We start from the raw sequence: 16,043 nt of genomic DNA, 5'->3' as shown, positions 1-16,043 counted from the left end.
TGCCGCGCAGTCGCCAACGTATCGCACAACATCGCGGACCGCTTGGCCGGCCGGGCAGAATTCATCTGATTTCCAAACCTTCGTGGCCGCGCAGAACCTAGAGGCAGGAATGGGTCCCAAACGCGGCGATCCGTGCGAGACTCCGTTGAGTTCCAGTTGCCACCGACCTTAAGGACGCAGATGACTTCACTCGACCGACAGATAGCTCCCCCGGCGGAGGCAATGCAAGAGCTGATTCTCGCCGCGTGGGTATCGCAGGGGATCACCGCGGTCGCGGATCTGGGCGTCGCCGACGCACTCGCTGGCGGGCCGCTGCCGATCGATGAATTGGCCGGCAAGGTGGGAGCGAATCCCGACGCGCTGGCTAGGCTGCTGCGGGCGCTGATCAGCAGCGGCATATTCGCCCAACGCGATGACGGCCGCTACGAGTTGACGCCGATGGCCGACCTGTTGCGTACGGACGCTCCGGCCTCGATGCGCGCGATAACACGGTTCGTCGGCGCACCACAACACCGTGAACATTGGAGCCAGCTGACTAACGCGATCAAAACGGGCACCTCCGTCGTTGCGGCGTTGCGCGGCAAGAGCTTTTTCGAGTACCTGGGCGACGAACCGGAGTTCGGACAGATCTTCAATGACGGAATGACCGGCATGTCGGGGATGTCGATTGGGCCTGTCATCAACGCCTACGACTTCACCCGATTCGGCACGGTCGTGGACGTCGCCGGCGGACATGGCCGGCTGCTGGCCGCGATCCTCGCCTCGGCACCAGATGCCCACGGCGTGCTGTACGACCTACCCGAAGTGATTGCGGGAGCGACGCCGTTGCTACAGGAAATGCATGTCGCAGAAAGGGTTCGGCTCGCCGAAGGCTCGTTCTTCGACGGTGTCCCCGCCGGTGCGGACGCCTACGTGCTCAAGCACATCATCCACGACTGGGACGACGACGCATCCGTGCGAATCCTGCGCAACGTGCGGTCGGCCTCGGCCCCCGGCACCACGTTGCTACTCGTCGAAACCGTCATCCCCGAAGACAACAGCCCATCGGTAGCCAAGTGGACGGACATCGAAATGCTGATCATCAACGACGGCCGGGAACGCACCGCCGGCGAGTACCGCAGCCTGTTCGACGACGCCGGCTTCGAGATGATCGGCGTGATCGATACCGCGTCGCGCTTCAACATCATCGAGGGCCGCGCCGTTTAGCCGCTCGGCGCCGATCAGCACGGGGCCCAGTTGCTCAGCGACGAGTCACGCTGCTGACACCTAGCCGCCGGCACCAGCCGGTTTCGGGGGTTGTCCCTCGCCAGTCAAATACTTGGGGCAGTAATGGGCGGCCGCCAATGTGGTGAATTTGGCGGCGCCCATCCCCTGGAATGCCGGATTGCGGTTCTGCAGTTCCGTGACGATCTCCGCGTCCGACTTGCCCTCGTCAACCAACTGACATACCGATTTCGCGGCTGTTATCGCGCGATCCGGATCGTGGTAGGTGATGCCAGCCTGCCGGAGTTCGGCGAGGAATTGTTGATCGTTGTCGTCGGCGTAGGCCGGCGTGGCCATGCCGATCATGACAGCGGCACCGCTCAGTGCCAAGAGAAATTTCATGCCCCCTCAAGTGTCCCAGAGTTACGGTGCGCACGCATTCCTGAGAGCCCATGTCGCGGCCGACCACCAGCGTGGCAACGCCACAGATCGTCAACCCAAGGTCGACAGATCCACTACGTCAACCTAACGTTGACGACATGGCTCAGTCGACACCCATCGCCTATCCGGTCCGCCTCGACGAAATGATCAACGCCATCAAACAAGTCCACAGCGATGCCCTGGACCAACTCGCCGACGCCGTCTTGGCCGCTGAGCATTTGGGCGAGATCGCCGACCACCTGATCGGACACTTCGTCGACCAGGCCCGCCGCTCCGGGGCCTCCTGGACCGACATCGGCAAGAGCATGGGTGTCACCAAGCAGGCCGCGCAGAAGCGGTTCGTCCCGCGAGCCGAGGCCACCGCACTAGACCCCGAACAGGGCTTCGGGCGCTTCACACCGCGGGCCCGCAATGCCGTCGTCGCGGCTCAGAACGCCGCACACACGGCCGCCAACAGCGAAATCACACCCGACCATCTGCTGCTGGGGGTGCTCAGCGATCCGGCCGCGCTGGCTACCGTGTTACTGCAGCACCAGCACGTCGACACCGAGGCGTTGCGCGGCTCCGTGACGCTGCCCCCCGCGGACGCCGAGCCGCCGGAGCTGATCCCATTTAGCGGTCCGGCGCGCAAGGTACTCGAGCTGACCTTCCGCGAAGCACTTCGGCTGGGCCACAACTACATTGGCACCGAACACCTGCTGCTGGCGTTGGTCGAGCTCGAAGACGGTGCCGGACCGCTGCACCAATCCGGTGTCGACAAGGCGCGCATCGATGCCGACTTGATCGCCGCGCTTGAATCACTCACCAACGGAACGAGCGCGGCGTCGTCCGATCCCTCCCCTTCGGTTTAGTTCGTGTGCAATCATGCGAAGGTCCCTAACGGGAAGCCGAGGATTGGAAAAGATGCACCGCTGGCTGATCGTCTTTACCACCCTCCTGGTCACCGCCGCCGGCGTTGCCGCGCCCCGTGCCTGGGCTGGCGACGCGCCGATCGGCCGGATCGGGGACACCTTGCGGGTGGACACCGGCACCTACATCGCGGACGTCACCGTCAGCAGCGTGACGCCGTGCGACCCGCCGCCAGGATTCGGCTACACACGCAGCGGCGTCCCGGTCAAAAGCTTTCCCGGCAGCACCGTTGACCGCGCCGACGTGACGGTGCACGCGATTAGGGTGCCCAATCCGTTCATCATGGCAACCAACTTCAGCTTCGACGGGGTGACCCCGTTCGCCGACGCCTACAAGCCGCGGGCCTCCGATGCACCCGACGCGCTGGACAACGTGCTGGTGAATGCGCCCAACGGTGCCATCGTGCGCGGCGCCGTGTATTGGGACGCCTACCGCGATCCGGTGTCCAACGTCATACTGTTGGACAAGAAGACGGGCCAGCACCTCGCCCAATGGAACCTATGACGACGTAGGCGGAGTTAAGCGTCGTTGACCCCGAAGGCGCTTAACGCCAACAGCCGTGAGGTGGCACGCAGGTACTTCTTTCGGTAACCACCGGCCAGCATCTCCTCGCTGAAGATCCTGTCGAGCTTCTCCCCGGAAGCCACCACCGCAATACCGGCGTCATACAGCCGATCGGTCAGCGACACCAGCCGCAGCGCAACGTTCTGGTCATCGATACCGTGCACGCCGGTCAAGAACACCGTGGTCACGCCCTCAATCAACGTCAGATACCGCGACGGATGCATGGTGGCCAGGTGCGCGCACAACGCGTCGAAGTCGTCGACGGTGGCCCCCTGGACGCGTGCGGCACGCGCAGTGACTTGCTCATCCGACAGCGGCTGAGGCGCGGGCGGCAAGTCGCGGTGCCGGTAGTCCGGCCCCTCGATCCGCACCGTAGTGAAAATCCTTGCCAACGTATTGATTTCGCGCAGAAAATCTTGGGCGGCAAAGCGGCCCTCACCGAGCTGCTCCGGCAAGGTATTGGAGGTGGCGGCCACCGACACGCCGCGCTCGACCAATGCCGAGAGCATCCGTGAGATCAGCGTGGTGTTGCCCGGATCGTCTAGCTCAAACTCATCAATGCACACCGCCGTGTAATTGGCCAGCAGCTCGATGCATTCAACGAAGCCGAACACCCCGGCCAGCTGGGTCAGCTCCCCAAATGTCGCGAATGCCTTGGGATGCTCGGGCAATTGGTAGTAGGCCGACGCCAGCAGATGGGTCTTGCCCACACCGAACCCGCCGTCCAAGTACAACCCAACACCGGGCAGCACCACCCGTTTGCCCAGCAATTTCTTGCGGCCCGCCCGGCGTGCTACGGCCTGCCGGCAGAACTCCTGACAGGCCCCGACCGCGGCGGCCTGGGTCGGTTCCGCGGGGTCGGGGCAATAGGTCGCGAAGCTCACCGCGGTGAACGTTGGCGGCGGCGTTAACTGGGCGATCAGCCGCTCCGGCGACACCGTCGGCTGCCGATCCACCAGGTGAGCCACCCGGCCCGACACGTCGGGCGGATTCGCGGAGGTGGACCCGTGCATGCAGGCACTGTAGCGACGTGCTGCAATCAAACGGATGCCCCCCGCCACGACGCCGCTGCAAATGCTCGACTCCGGGCGCCACCTCGACGACGGCGAACTCCCCCAGCTCTACGGCTATCCCGAGCAGGACCAAATCTGGGTGCGGGCGAACTTCATCACCAGCGCCGACGGCGGTGCCACCGCCGACGGCAAGACCGGCGCCATGGCCGGGCCGGGCGACCGATTTGTGTTCAACATGCTGCGCGAACTCGCTGATGTGGTCGTCGTCGGCGCGGGCACCGTACGGATCGAGGGCTATTCCGGCGCGCACCTGCCGGTCGCCCAGCGCCAGCAGCGGCAGGCCCGCGGCCAAAACGAAGTCCCCCAACTGGCGATCGTCACGAAGTCGGGTCGGCTGGATCGGGATATGGCGGTGTTCACCCGGACCGAGGTAGCCCCACTGGTGCTCACCTGCACCGCGACCGCCAAGGAGCTGCGCCCGCGGTTCGCTGACCTTGCCGACGTGGTCGACTGCTCTGGCGACGATCCCAACAAGGTCGACGAGGCTGCCGTATTGGCGGCGCTGCAGGCTCGCGGTCTGCGCCGGGTCCTGACCGAAGGCGGGCCGATGCTGCTCGGTTCGTTTATTCAGCGCGGCATGCTCGACGAGCTGTGTCTGACCATCGCACCCTTGCTGGTGGGTGGCCTGGCCCGACGTATCGCGACGGGACCGGGGCAGCTGCTCACCCGAATGCGCTGCGCCCACGTTCTCACTGACGACGCCGGCTACCTGTACGCCCGCTACGTCAAGGCCTGACCCGGCGGCGGGAGTGGCTACTGTGGTCGGCATGCGTCGGCACATCGCGTCCGCCACGATTTTGGTTGCTGTGACCGCGTTGCTGGTCGGCTGCGTCCCGGGCCTCGCCGCGGACCCGCGGTTTGCTACCAACTCCGGTGCCCGACCGCAAGGCGCGGCCACCACAACCCCGACGGCCGCCGGTCCCCCGCCGATCGCGACGCCCAAAAACGACTTGTCGTGGCACGACTGCACGTCACGGCTATTCGGGGATGCCGGGGTCGCGGCAGCACCCGGTATCCAGTTGGAGTGTGCGGACTACGACTCCGACCTCGACCCGGTCAACGGTGGATCCGGGAGCGTGACCATTGGCGTGGTCCGCGCCCGCTCGAGTCAAACGCCGCGCGACGCAGGACCCTTGGTGCTCACCACCGGTTCCGACCTGCCGTCGTCGGCGCAGCTACCGGTCTGGCTGTCCCGCGCGGGCGCCGATGTGGTCCGCACCCACCCCATCGTCGCTGTCGACCGACGCGGCATGGGCATGTCGAGCCCCATTGACTGCCGCGACCACTATGACCGCCAAGAGATGCGCGACCAGGCGCAGTTCGAGTCCGGCGACGATCCCGTGGCCAACCTCTCCGACGTTTCAAACACCGCCACCACCAACTGCACTGACGCCATCGCGCCAGGAGCCTCCGCCTACGACAACTCGCACGCCGCCTCCGATATCGAGCGACTGCGTAACCTTTGGGACGTACCCGCGCTCGCGCTCGTCGGGATCGGCAACGGCGCCCAGGTGGCATTGACCTACGCCGCATCGCGTCCCGACCGGGTCGCCAGATTGATCCTCGACTCCCCGATTGCATTGGGAGTCAATGCCGAAGCCGCCGCCGAGCAACAAGTCAAGGGCCAGCAGGCCGCACTCGATGCGTTCGCCGCGCAATGCGTTGCGGTGAACTGCGCGCTGGGACCCGATCCGAAGGGCGCCGTCGCCGCACTGCTGGCGGCCGCCCGCACCGGTAAGGCACCTGGCGGCGCATCGGTAGCTTCCATCGTTTCAGCCATCACCGTCGCGTTGGGCTTTCCTACCGGCGACCGGGTGGGCACCACCACGAGCCTGGCCAACGCGCTCGCAGCCGCCCGCAGCGGCGACGCCAGCCCGTTGACCAATTTGATCCACCGCGCCGATGCCACCCAGGATTCCGACGGCCAGTTCGTCGGCGACTGCAGCGACGCGCTTAACCGGCCGACCCCCGACCGCGTCCGTGAACTGGTCGTCGCGTGGGGGAAGCTGTATCCCGAGTTCGGCACGGTCGGCGCGCTCAATTTGGTCAAATGTGTGCATTGGCCCACCGGTACGACTCCGCAACCGCCCAAGGACCTCAAGATCGACGTCATGGTGCTGGGGGTACCAGACGACCCGATCGTGGGGTCGGAAGGGGTCGCCGCGACGGCGGCCACCATCATCAACGCCAATGCCGCCAGCAAACGGGTGATGTGGCAGGGCATCGGCCATGGCGCAAGCATCTATTCGGCCTGTGCGGTCCCGCCCATCATCGGCTATTTGACCAGCGGCAAGCTGCCCGCCACCGACACCTACTGTCCCGCCTAATACTTGCGTCCCAGCTCCGGTGTACGGTGCGCTGGTGACGGCAGCTGACTCGACCCGAACCGGCTTGCGCGATTGGGTGCTGGCCGCATTCCGTCCCCGCATCCACGCACCGAGCACGGCGACGATCGTGCGGTCAGCGTTGTGGCCCGCGGCCATTCTTTCGGTGCTGCACCGCAGCATCGTGATCACCACCAACGGCAACATCACCGACGATTTCAAACCGGTCTACCGGGCGGTGCTGAACTTCCGGCGCGGCTGGGACATCTACAACGAGCACTTCGACTACGTCGACCCGCACTACCTGTACCCGCCCGGCGGCACGCTGCTGATGGCGCCGTTCGGATATCTGCCCTTCGCGCCGTCGCGCTATCTGTTCATCCTGATCAATACTGTGGCCATCCTGATCGCCTGGTACCTGATGCTGCGGTTGTTCAAGTACACGTTGGCCTCGGTGGCCGCGCCCGCTCTGCTGCTGGCCATGTTCTGCACCGAGACCGTGACCAACACGCTGGTGTTCACCAACATCAACGGCTGCATCCTGCTGCTGGAGGTGCTGTTCTTGCGGTGGCTGATCGACGGCAACACACGCCAGCAGTGGTGGGCCGGCGGTGCGATCGGGTTGACGCTAGTGCTCAAACCGCTGCTCGGTCCGCTGCTGTTGCTGCCGCTGCTGAATCGTCAGTGGCGGGCGCTGGTGCCGGCGATTGCGCTGCCCGTGGTGATCAACCTTGCCGCGCTGCCGTTGGTCAGCCATCCGATGGACTTCTTCACGCGCACAGTGCCCTACATCCTGGGCACCCGTGACTACTTCAACAGCTCTATCGAGGGCAACGGCGTGTACTTCGGCCTGCCCACCTGGCTGATCGTATTCCTGCGGCTGCTGTTCACGGCGCTGGCCGTCGGCAGCTTGTGGCTGCTGAACCGCTACTACCGGACCCGCGATCCGCTGTTCTGGTTCACCTGCTCGGCGGGTGTGTTGCTGCTGTGGTCGTGGCTGGTGCTGTCGCTAGCCCAGGGCTACTACTCGATGATGCTGTTCCCGTTCCTGATGACGGTGGTGCTGCCGAACTCCCTGATCCGCAACTGGCCGGCGTGGCTGGGGATCTACGGCTTTTTGACGCTGGACCGCTGGCTGCTGTTCAACTGGATGCGGTGGGGCCGCGCGCTGGAATACCTGAAGATCACCTACGGCTGGTCGCTGCTGTTGATCGTGGTGTCTACGGTGCTGTACTTCCGCTATCTGGACGCCAAGGCGGAAGATCGGCTGGACAGCGGCATCGATCCGGCGTGGCTGACGCCTAAGCAGACGCGGGCTACCGTGGACGCATGACGCGCCAGCGACGATGCAGAGCGAAGCGATGAGGAGGAGTGGCGCAAATGGCTCGTCCGAAGGTTGAACTCTCTGACGACGAGTGGCGCAAGAAGCTGACGCCGCAGGAGTTCGACGTGCTGCGTCGCGCCGGCACCGAGCGACCCTTCACCGGCGAATACACCGACACCAAAACCCCGGGCGTCTACCAGTGCCGGGCCTGCGGCTCTGAATTATTCCGCAGCACAGAGAAATTCGAGTCACACTGCGGCTGGCCGTCGTTCTTCGACCCGTCGAGCTCGGACGCCGTGATCCTGCGTTCCGATAGCTCGCTGGGAATGACCCGCACCGAGGTGCTGTGCGCAAACTGCCACAGTCACCTGGGCCACGTATTCGCCGGTGAGGGTTATCCGACGCCGACGGATCAGCGTTACTGCATCAACTCGATCTCGCTGCGCCTCGTCCCGTCCTAATCCCCGCGACACTGAAACTGTTGCGGCGACACGCCGGCAACGTGCCACAGCGGTTTAAGTTTCGCGGATCCCGCGGGTCCGTCGTGACGTCTTTCAGGTGTGGACGACGTATTTGTGGGCAGCCAGGCCGTGCGGCTGGGCAAACTGAGCGCGCATCAGCTGCGAACCGGGTTCCGCGCGATCTACCCCAACATTTATCTGCCGGATGGCGCCACACCATCGCTGCGAACGCGTTCGGTTGCGGCGTGGTTGTGGTCCGGCCGACGCGGCGTCCTCGCCGGACTTGCCGCGGCGGCGCTGCACGGTTCGGATTGGATTGACGATGATGAGTCCGTCGAATTGATCTGGCGTAACCCGCATCCCCCGGTGGGCGTGGTCACCCGTAATCAACGAGTCGAGCCGGACGAGGTTACCCGTATCGCCGGTCTGCCAGTGACCACATGCGCAAGGACGGCGTTTGACTTGGCCAGGCAACTACCCACCGGCAAGGCGGTGGCGCGGCTTGACGCACTGATGCGGGCGACGCCGTATTCGAGCGAGGAGGTGCTGCTGTTGGCCAACCGGTATTCGGGCGCGCGGGGCCTGCGAAGGCTACGCGCGGCGCTTCCGCTGGTGGATCCGGGCGCCGCGTCGCCCAAGGAGACGTGGCTGCGCTTATTGCTGATCGACGCCGGCCTGCCGGTTCCCACAACCCAAATACCGGTGCAGCCGAACTGGCGGCTGGTTGCCGTCGTTGACATGGGCTGGGAGAAGTACCAGGTGGCTGTCGAATATGACGGCGATCACCATCGCGCCAACCGCCGCCAGTACGCCCGCGATCAGCACCGGCTACGCAAACTCGAAGAGCTGGGCTGGATCGTCATCCGGGTAATCGCTGAAGATGCGCCCGAGGACGTGGTGCGACGCGTGCGCGACGCGCTGCTGCATCGCGGCTGCCGGTTCTAGTCCACCCGGGTGGCGTGCACTTCCCAGAACGGGGCGTGCAGCCGACCGTCGGTCAACCACGGTTCCATGACCCGGAACCGGTCCAGCACGAACCGCACCCGATCGGCCATATCCGGGTTTCGCTTGGCCATCATTTCGAAGGCCTCGACACTGAGGTTGACCTGGTAGGTCGTCGTTCCCAGGTACGTGATCTGCCAACCGCCGACGGGAAGCACCTGACGGAAGTCGTCCTCGGATAACGACCTCGGCATGGAAAAGCCGTTGACGTCGTGCGCGCCGAACTCGAACATGTATAGGCGCGCCCCCGGCTTGGTTGCCCGCCGCAGCGCCTGCACATAGGACTTCTGCAGTTCGGGTTCGGTGCTGAAGGTGTGGTAAAAGGCGCAGTCCACGACGGTGTCGAACCGGCCATCCAGTCCGTCCAGCTTTGTCGCATCGGCCACCTGAAAGTCCACCGACACCCCGGCTTTGCGCGCATTCGCCCGCGCGCGCTCGATGGCGGCCTCCGACCCATCGACACCGGTGGCCGAGTACCCCGCCGACGCGTAGTAGATCGCGTGGTGACCGGGGCCAGTTCCCGGGTCGAGCACCTCGCCTTTGATCGCACCCACCGCGACCAGTTGCTGGACCACCGGTTGCGGACCGCCGATGTCCCACGGCGTGGCGGCGGGCAAGCCATGCGACAACCGGTCGTCGCGGTACATCTCCTCGAAACGGGTCGGGTCCGTCGGGTCGAACTGGGTCGTCATGGCAGTGAGTTCACTAGTTGTTCGACCGGCACTCGCGGTCCGGTGAAGAACGGTGTCTCTGCGCGCGTATGCCGCCGGGCCTCGGTAGCACGCAACTCACGCATCAGGTCGACGATGCGGTCCAATTCCGGGGCCTCGAAAGCCAGGATCCATTCGTAGTCGCCGAGCGCAAACGCCGGCACCGTGTTAGCCCGGACGTCTTTGTAGCCGCGCGCGGCCATGCCGTGCTCGGCAAGCATCTGCCGGCGTTCCTCGTCGGGTAGCAGATACCAGTCGTAGGACCGCACAAACGGATACACGCAGATGTAGGCACCGGGTTCTTCACCGGCCAGAAACGCCGGGATATGGCTCTTATTGAACTCGGCCGGTCGATGCAGCGCCACACTGCTCCATACCGGCGAACAAGCCCGTCCGAGCGTGGTGGTGCGCCGGAAGTCGGCGTAGGTCGCTTGCAGCGCCTCGACGCGCTCGGCGTGCGTCCAGATCATGAAATCGGCGTCCGCCCGCAGTCCGGCGACGTCGTAGAGGCCGCGTACCACGACACCGCGCTCCTCCTGCTGCTTGAAAAAGGTACGGGCATCGTCGATCACTGCGTCGCGCTGATCCCCCAGAACACCAGGCCGCACCGCGAACACCGAGAACATCAGGTAGCGAAGCGTCGAGTTCAGGGCGTCATAATCGACTTTGCCAAGTTTGGCCATGACACCTATCGTGCCACTTCCGCGCCTAAGGCCTCGATCGCACGCCCGGCCGCGCCGATACACGCGGGCACACCAATACCGTCCAGGTAGCTGCCGGCCACGACCAGTGTCGGCGGCAAGCCGGCGCGCACCTCGGCGACCAGATCGGCGTGACCGGGGCCATACTGCGGCATTGCGTCGATCCACCGCTGCACGCAGACATAGACGGGGTCGACGGTCACACCAAACACGGTGGCCAGGTCGCTCACCGCCCAGGCCAGTAGCTCGTCGTCGGTGGCAGTCGAGGCCACCTGGTCACCGAACTTCCCGAACGACAGCCGCACCAGCTGCGTGTCCCCTTGCAGCCCCCACTTGCGTGAGGACAACGTGATCGCCTTGGCGCTCAGCCGCTCACCGCTGGCCACCAACACACCGGAATTCTGCGGAAATGCGGTGTCCCGGGGCACCGCCAGCGCCACCACCGCCGACGAGGCACTCACGATCCGGCGCGCGGCGGCGACGGTGCGCGGGGCGATCTGCTGCACCAGACACACCAGCCGCGGGGCCGGAACGGCCAGGATCACCGCGTCGGCGGACCAGCGAGCACCGGTGTCGTCCACCAGCGTCCAGCCGCGCGTCCCACGATCGAGCCCGATCACGGCGGCAGCTACCCACTGCAGCCGGCTGCGCCGGACGAGCTCATCGATCAGCACCTGGTAGCCGCCGTCTAGCGCACCGAATACCGGCCCGGCCGAGACCGGCGGCAACCCCTGTCGAACCGCGTCGGTCAAACTGGCGGCGCCGCGGTCGAGGGCAGCGGCCACGCTGGGGGCGCCCGCGCGCAGCCCGATCGTCGCTGCCGAGCCGGCGTAGACCCCGCCCAGCAGCGGGTCAACCAACCGGGCCACGGCCTGCTCGCCGAACCGGTCGGCCACCAGGTCGGCCACCGTGGGGTCGCTGCCGGGTTCCCAGCTCAGCGGGCGGGCGGATTCGCCGGTGATGCGCGCGACGGTGGCGTCGTCGACCAGTCCGGCCACCGACGTCGCCGAGGACGGAATCCCGGCGACGGTGTCCGGTGGCAGCGGATGCAGCCGTTGCTGGCTGTAGATCAATGGTCGGGCACCGGTGGTGGCGCGTTGGCGCTCTGACAAGCTCAGCTCGGCCAGCAGCGCCGGCATCTCGGGGCGGCGCAGCACGAATGCCTCGGCGCCCAGGTCCATCGGCTGTCCGCCTACCCGCTCGGTCCGCAATACCCCGCCAAGTCGGTCACCGGGATCGAACAACGTGATCGCAGCGTCGTCGCCCGCGGCTGCGCGCAACCGGTACGCCGCCGTCAGTCCCGAGATTCCACCTCCCACAACACAATACGAGCGGGACGTCATAGCGCGTGGACGAGCGATACCAGCTCGGTCAGCACGCCGGGATCGGTCTCCGGCAGCACTCCATGGCCAAGGTTGAAAACGTGGCCGGCCGCGCCGGCGTCGACGGCACGACGCCCGTCGTCGACGACAGCCCGTGCGGCACGTTCGACCGCCGGCCAGCCCGCTAACAGCACCACCGGGTCGAGGTTGCCCTGCAGCCCGGTACCGGGTTGCACCCGAGCAGCGGCATCGGTCAGCGAGGTTCGCCAGTCCACGCCGACGACGGTTGCTGTTCCTGGTTGGAGAGCCTGCGACATCGCACCCAACAGCTCGGCGGTGCCGACCCCAAAGTGGGTCATCGGCACCCCGTGCTCGGCCAGCGTGGCGAAGACCCGGCCGCTGTATGGCAACACGTACTGACGGTAGTCGGACAGCGACAGCGTTCCCGCCCACGAATCGAACACCTGAATGGCGTCCACCCCGGCATCGATTTGACCGCGCAGGAACCCGAGCGTCAGATCGGTCAGCTTGTCCATCAGCGCATGCCAGCTCGCAGGTTCGGCCAGCATCATGGCTTTAGTGCGGGGATGGTTACGACTAGGACCGCCTTCGACCAGGTAGGACGCCAACGTGAACGGCGCGCCAGCGAAACCGATCAGCGGAACATCACCCAACGCGGCGACCAGCAGCGAAACGGCCTGGAAAATCGGCTGAATCGCTTGTGGGTCAAGGGGTTTCATAGCGTCGATATCGGCGGCGGTGCGTACCGGGTCGGAGATCACCGGCCCGACATCCGGCACGATGTCCAGATCGATGCCGGCCGCGCGCAGCGGCACCACGATGTCTGAGAACAAGATCGCCGCGTCGACGTCGTAGCGACGTAACGGCTGCAGAGTGAGTTCGCAGGCCACTTCGGGCTCAAAGCAGGCCGCTAGCATGCTGTGCTGTTCGCGCAGCGCTCGGTATTCGGGTAACGAGCGGCCGGCCTGCCGCATGAACCACACCGGCACCCGGCTCGCTTTGCGGCCGGTAACAGCAGCCAGATATGGCGACTCGGTAAGGTCGCGACGAGTACTCATCGAGCTCAATGCTGCCATGATGTTCTCCGACACCTTCAGGAGCGCTCAGCACATGCCTACGCCGATCACCTATGACGACTTTCCCAGCCTTCGCTGCGAACCCGGCGATAACGGCGTGTTGAACCTGATTCTCGACGCGCCCGGGCTGAATTCGGTGGGGCCGCAAATGCACCGAGACCTCGCCGACATCTGGCCGGTGATCGATCGCGACCCCGCCGTGCGCGTTGTTCTGGTCCGCGGTGAAGGCACAGCGTTTTCTTCGGGCGGCAGCTTCGACCTGATCGCAGAAACCATCGGCGACTACGAAAGCCGGGTTCGCATTTTGCGTGAGGCCCGCGATCTGGTGCTCAATTTGGTCAACTTCGACAAGCCGGTGGTGTCGGCGATTCGAGGCCCGGCCGTGGGCGCGGGTCTGGTGGTGGCGCTGCTTGCCGACATCTCGGTCGCGGGCCGGACCGCGAAAATCATCGATGGGCACACCAAACTCGGGGTGGTGGCCGGTGACCACGCCGCGATTTGCTGGCCGCTACTGGTCGGCATGGCCAAGGCCAAGTATTACCTGCTCACCTGCGAGGCGCTCTCCGGCGAGGAAGCCGAACGGATCGGCCTGGTCTCAACCTGCGTCGACGATGACGAGGTACTCCCGACCGCCACCCGCCTCGCCGAGAACCTGGCGCACGGGGCGCAAAACGCGATCCGGTGGACCAAACACAGCCTGAATCACTGGTACCGCATGTTTGGGCCGGCCTTCGAAACGTCGCTCGGCCTGGAATTCATCGGATTCAGCGGCCCCGACGTCGCCGAAGGGCTTGCCGCGCACCGTGAGAAGCGCCCCGCACGATTTGGTGCCGGCACCGCGACCTGAGGCAATCCTGGTAGCGCCCGGAGAGGCCGATGACCAGCCCTAACATCACGCCACGGCGCGCCTGTCGCGGCGTGTGGGCAGATGGGTCTACCGTCGAATGTTGTGACCCGCGCCGACGACGATCAGTGGGGGTACCGCCCGTGCGCGGGGGACGAAGCGATGAGGAGGAGTGGCGCTGGTGACCGCAGCCGAACCGACTCCCTTCCGCGAGGCAGTCGCGGCGATGAACGCTGTCACCGTACGGCCGGAAATCGAACTCGGCCCCATCCGACCGCCGCAGCGGCTCGCGCCATACAGCTACGCGCTGGGAGCTGAGGTCAAGCATCCCGAACTCGATATCGTCCCCGAGCGTTCTGAGGGCGACGCGTTCGGTCGATTGATCCTTTTGTATGACCCCGACGGTTCCGACGCTTGGGACGGCACCATCCGCCTGGTCTCCTACATCCAGGCTGACCTGGACTCGCACGAAGCCATCGACCCGCTGCTGCCTGAAGTGGCCTGGAGCTGGCTGGTCGAGGCGCTGGAATCGCGCACCGGCCACGTCACCGCGCTGGGCGGCACTGTCACCGCCACCACGTCGGTGCGTTACGGCGACATCTCCGGACCGCCACGCGCCCATCAGCTAGAGCTGCGGGCGTCGTGGACGGCAACCACCCCCGAGGTCGGCGTCCACGTCAAGGCATTCTGCGAGGTGCTAGAACACGCCGCAGGACTACCGCCGGCCGGGGTCATCGACCTGGGCTCGCGCTCACGCGCCTGATATGCGCGAACCGGCGGACGATCAGCCGGGCGGCACCGAACCCGACCCCACCCCGCTGCACCACCCGGCCGGCGGGATACCGAACCTCTCCGTGACCCCCAGCGAGATCGCGGCGGCCGCAGAACGCCTGGACCACGGGCATGGTCCGTTTGCGGTAGACGCCGAGCGGGCGTCGGGTTTCCGCTACTCCAACAGGGCTTACCTGATTCAGATCCGACGAGCCAACGCCGGCACCGTCCTCATCGACCCGGTCAGCCACGGCGGTGATCCGCTGACCGCGCTACGACCCGTCGCCGATGTGATCAGCAAAGACGAATGGATCCTGCATTCGGCCGATCAGGATCTGCCATGTCTGGCCGAAGTCGGCATGCGGCCGTCAGCGCTGTACGACACCGAGCTTGCCGGACGCCTGGCCGGGTTTGACAGGGTGAACCTGGCGACCATGGTTCAGCGGCTGCTGGGTTTCGGGTTGGCCAAGGGCCACGGCGCTGCCGATTGGTCGAAACGCCCGCTGCCCTCGGACTGGCTCAACTACGCGGCTTTGGACGTGGAGCTGCTGATCGAACTGCGCGCGGCTATCGCGGAGGTGCTGGCAGAGCAAGGCAAAACCGATTGGGCAGCCCAGGAATTCGACTATCTGCGGACCTATAACACTAGAGAGGCCGCCCTACCCAACCGACGAGACCGCTGGCGACGCACGTCCGGCATCCATCGGGTGCGCGACCGGCGAGCCCTGGCCGCCGTTCGCGAATTGTGGGCAGCGCGCGACCGTATCGCTCAACGTCGCGATATTGCACCACGCCGCATCTTGCCTGATGCCGCCATCATCGACGCCGCCATCGCCGACCCCAAGACGATCGACGAGCTGATCGCAATGCCGGTTTTCGGCGGGCGCAACCAGCGTCGCAGCGCTGCGATGTGGTTGGCGGCGCTGGAAACGGCGCGGCAGAGCCACGATCTACCGGACGAGGCCGAGCCGTCCAACGGTCCACCACCGCCCGGGCGGTGGGCCCGGCGCAAACCGGATGCCGCTGCACGGCTGGAGGCGGCCAGAGCGGCGTTGGCGGCGGTGTCGCAGCGGGTAGGGGTACCGACAGAAAATCTGGTCTCGCCTGACCTGGTGCGACGGCTGTGCTGGGACTGGGAGGTCCTCCAGGAAGGCTCGGTCGACCCGGTCACGGCAGTCGAGGAGTATTTGCGTGTCGGCCACGCGCGGGCGTGGCAGCGAGAACTCGTGGTGGCCATCCTGGCCGCGGCGGTGCAGCCGTCGGCTGGTTAGCAGCTTGCCGCCTTCTCCATGGTGGG

General features: G+C 65.8%; 16 protein-coding genes and 1 pseudogene. 11 read left to right on the top strand and 6 right to left on the bottom strand.

Annotated elements, in window-relative coordinates:
- Window positions 1-180: 180 nt before the first annotated feature.
- The gene (locus B586_RS07995) at window positions 181-1,206 is read left to right on the top strand and encodes a methyltransferase (RefSeq protein ID WP_054880245.1); all 1,026 of its coding nucleotides are present in this window, start codon (window positions 181-183) and stop codon (window positions 1,204-1,206) included.
- 60 nt (window positions 1,207-1,266) lie between these two features.
- Here B586_RS07995 and B586_RS07990 read toward each other — a convergent pair whose 3' ends face one another.
- Complete coding sequence (locus B586_RS07990; RefSeq protein WP_054880246.1) at window positions 1,267-1,605, bottom strand: DUF732 domain-containing protein; 339 nt, start codon at window positions 1,603-1,605, stop codon at window positions 1,267-1,269.
- Between the two features lie 137 nt (window positions 1,606-1,742).
- On the opposite strand from B586_RS07990, the gene B586_RS07985 reads away from it, so the two are divergent.
- Both B586_RS07985 and B586_RS07980 read left to right on the top strand, forming a co-directional pair.
- Window positions 1,743-2,495: a Clp protease N-terminal domain-containing protein gene (locus B586_RS07985; protein WP_047315377.1), complete on the top strand. Its 753-nt coding sequence runs from the start codon at window positions 1,743-1,745 to the stop codon at window positions 2,493-2,495.
- Window positions 2,496-2,547: 52 nt separating this feature from the next.
- Window positions 2,548-3,057, top strand: a complete 510-nt coding sequence (locus B586_RS07980) for a hypothetical protein (RefSeq protein ID WP_047315376.1) — start codon at window positions 2,548-2,550, stop codon at window positions 3,055-3,057.
- 14 nt (window positions 3,058-3,071) lie between these two features.
- Here B586_RS07980 and zapE read toward each other — a convergent pair whose 3' ends face one another.
- Entirely contained in the window at window positions 3,072-4,166 is a 1,095-nt protein-coding gene (gene zapE, locus B586_RS07975; RefSeq protein WP_156406879.1) for a cell division protein ZapE, read from the bottom strand.
- Between zapE and B586_RS07970 the strand changes: the two genes are divergently transcribed.
- The 5 genes from B586_RS07970 (at window position 4,165) to B586_RS07950 (ending at window position 9,244) form a co-directional block, all read left to right on the top strand.
- Window positions 4,165-4,926 (top strand): pyrimidine reductase family protein, encoded by a 762-nt coding sequence (locus tag B586_RS07970; protein ID WP_054880248.1) that lies wholly within the window; start codon window positions 4,165-4,167, stop codon window positions 4,924-4,926. The two genes, zapE and B586_RS07970, sit on opposite strands and share 2 nt — an antisense overlap.
- Window positions 4,927-4,939: 13 nt before the next feature.
- Window positions 4,940-6,517 (top strand): alpha/beta fold hydrolase, encoded by a 1,578-nt coding sequence (locus B586_RS07965; RefSeq protein WP_156166482.1) that lies wholly within the window; start codon window positions 4,940-4,942, stop codon window positions 6,515-6,517.
- A gap of 19 nt (window positions 6,518-6,536) precedes the next feature.
- Window positions 6,537-7,847 (top strand): arabinofuranan 3-O-arabinosyltransferase, encoded by a 1,311-nt coding sequence (gene aftC, locus B586_RS07960; protein WP_054880249.1) that lies wholly within the window; start codon window positions 6,537-6,539, stop codon window positions 7,845-7,847.
- Window positions 7,848-7,894: 47 nt separating this feature from the next.
- On the top strand, window positions 7,895-8,299 hold the full coding sequence (msrB, locus tag B586_RS07955; protein ID WP_054880250.1) for a peptide-methionine (R)-S-oxide reductase MsrB: 405 nt from the start codon (window positions 7,895-7,897) through the stop codon (window positions 8,297-8,299).
- Window positions 8,300-8,398: 99 nt separating this feature from the next.
- Entirely contained in the window at window positions 8,399-9,244 is an 846-nt protein-coding gene (locus tag B586_RS07950) for an endonuclease domain-containing protein (protein WP_054880251.1), read from the top strand.
- Here B586_RS07950 and B586_RS07945 read toward each other — a convergent pair.
- Genes B586_RS07945 through hemE form a run of 4 tightly spaced genes read right to left on the bottom strand, consistent with a single transcriptional unit; the run spans window position 9,241 to window position 13,113 of the window.
- On the bottom strand, window positions 9,241-9,993 hold the full coding sequence (locus tag B586_RS07945; RefSeq protein ID WP_047315370.1) for a class I SAM-dependent methyltransferase: 753 nt from the start codon (window positions 9,991-9,993) through the stop codon (window positions 9,241-9,243). The two genes, B586_RS07950 and B586_RS07945, sit on opposite strands and share 4 nt — an antisense overlap.
- Window positions 9,990-10,694 carry a hydrogen peroxide-dependent heme synthase gene (hemQ, locus tag B586_RS07940; protein ID WP_047315369.1) on the bottom strand — a complete coding sequence of 235 codons (705 nt, stop codon included), beginning with the start codon at window positions 10,692-10,694 and terminating at the stop codon, window positions 9,990-9,992. Before hemQ ends, B586_RS07945 begins: the two co-directional genes overlap by 4 nt.
- Before the next feature lie 5 nt (window positions 10,695-10,699).
- Complete coding sequence (locus B586_RS07935) at window positions 10,700-12,055, bottom strand: protoporphyrinogen oxidase (RefSeq protein ID WP_054880252.1); 1,356 nt, start codon at window positions 12,053-12,055, stop codon at window positions 10,700-10,702.
- Window positions 12,052-13,113, bottom strand: a complete 1,062-nt coding sequence (hemE, locus tag B586_RS07930) for a uroporphyrinogen decarboxylase (RefSeq protein ID WP_047315414.1) — start codon at window positions 13,111-13,113, stop codon at window positions 12,052-12,054. The genes B586_RS07935 and hemE overlap by 4 nt, the downstream gene beginning before the upstream one ends.
- Window positions 13,114-13,165: 52 nt before the next feature.
- Here hemE and B586_RS07925 point away from each other — a divergent pair, with 52 nt between their 5' ends.
- The 3 genes and pseudogenes from B586_RS07925 to B586_RS07915 all read left to right on the top strand — a co-directional run bounded on the left by B586_RS07925 (window position 13,166) and on the right by B586_RS07915 (window position 16,017).
- Complete coding sequence (locus B586_RS07925) at window positions 13,166-13,978, top strand: enoyl-CoA hydratase/isomerase family protein (RefSeq protein ID WP_054881013.1); 813 nt, start codon at window positions 13,166-13,168, stop codon at window positions 13,976-13,978.
- A 125-nt stretch (window positions 13,979-14,103) separates the two neighbouring features.
- Window positions 14,104-14,738: pseudogene (locus B586_RS07920) on the top strand (DUF3000 domain-containing protein).
- Between the two features lies 1 nt (window position 14,739).
- Window positions 14,740-16,017: a ribonuclease D gene (locus tag B586_RS07915; RefSeq protein ID WP_047315366.1), complete on the top strand. Its 1,278-nt coding sequence runs from the start codon at window positions 14,740-14,742 to the stop codon at window positions 16,015-16,017.
- Window positions 16,018-16,043: the final 26 nt, after the last annotated feature.

Origin of the sequence: Mycobacterium haemophilum DSM 44634 (genome assembly GCF_000340435.2) — a bacterium.
Classification (GTDB): Bacteria; Actinomycetota; Actinomycetes; order Mycobacteriales; family Mycobacteriaceae; genus Mycobacterium; species Mycobacterium haemophilum.
The sequence above is the reverse complement of the archived record's forward strand: the minus strand, read 5'-3'. Positions and strand labels throughout refer to the sequence as shown.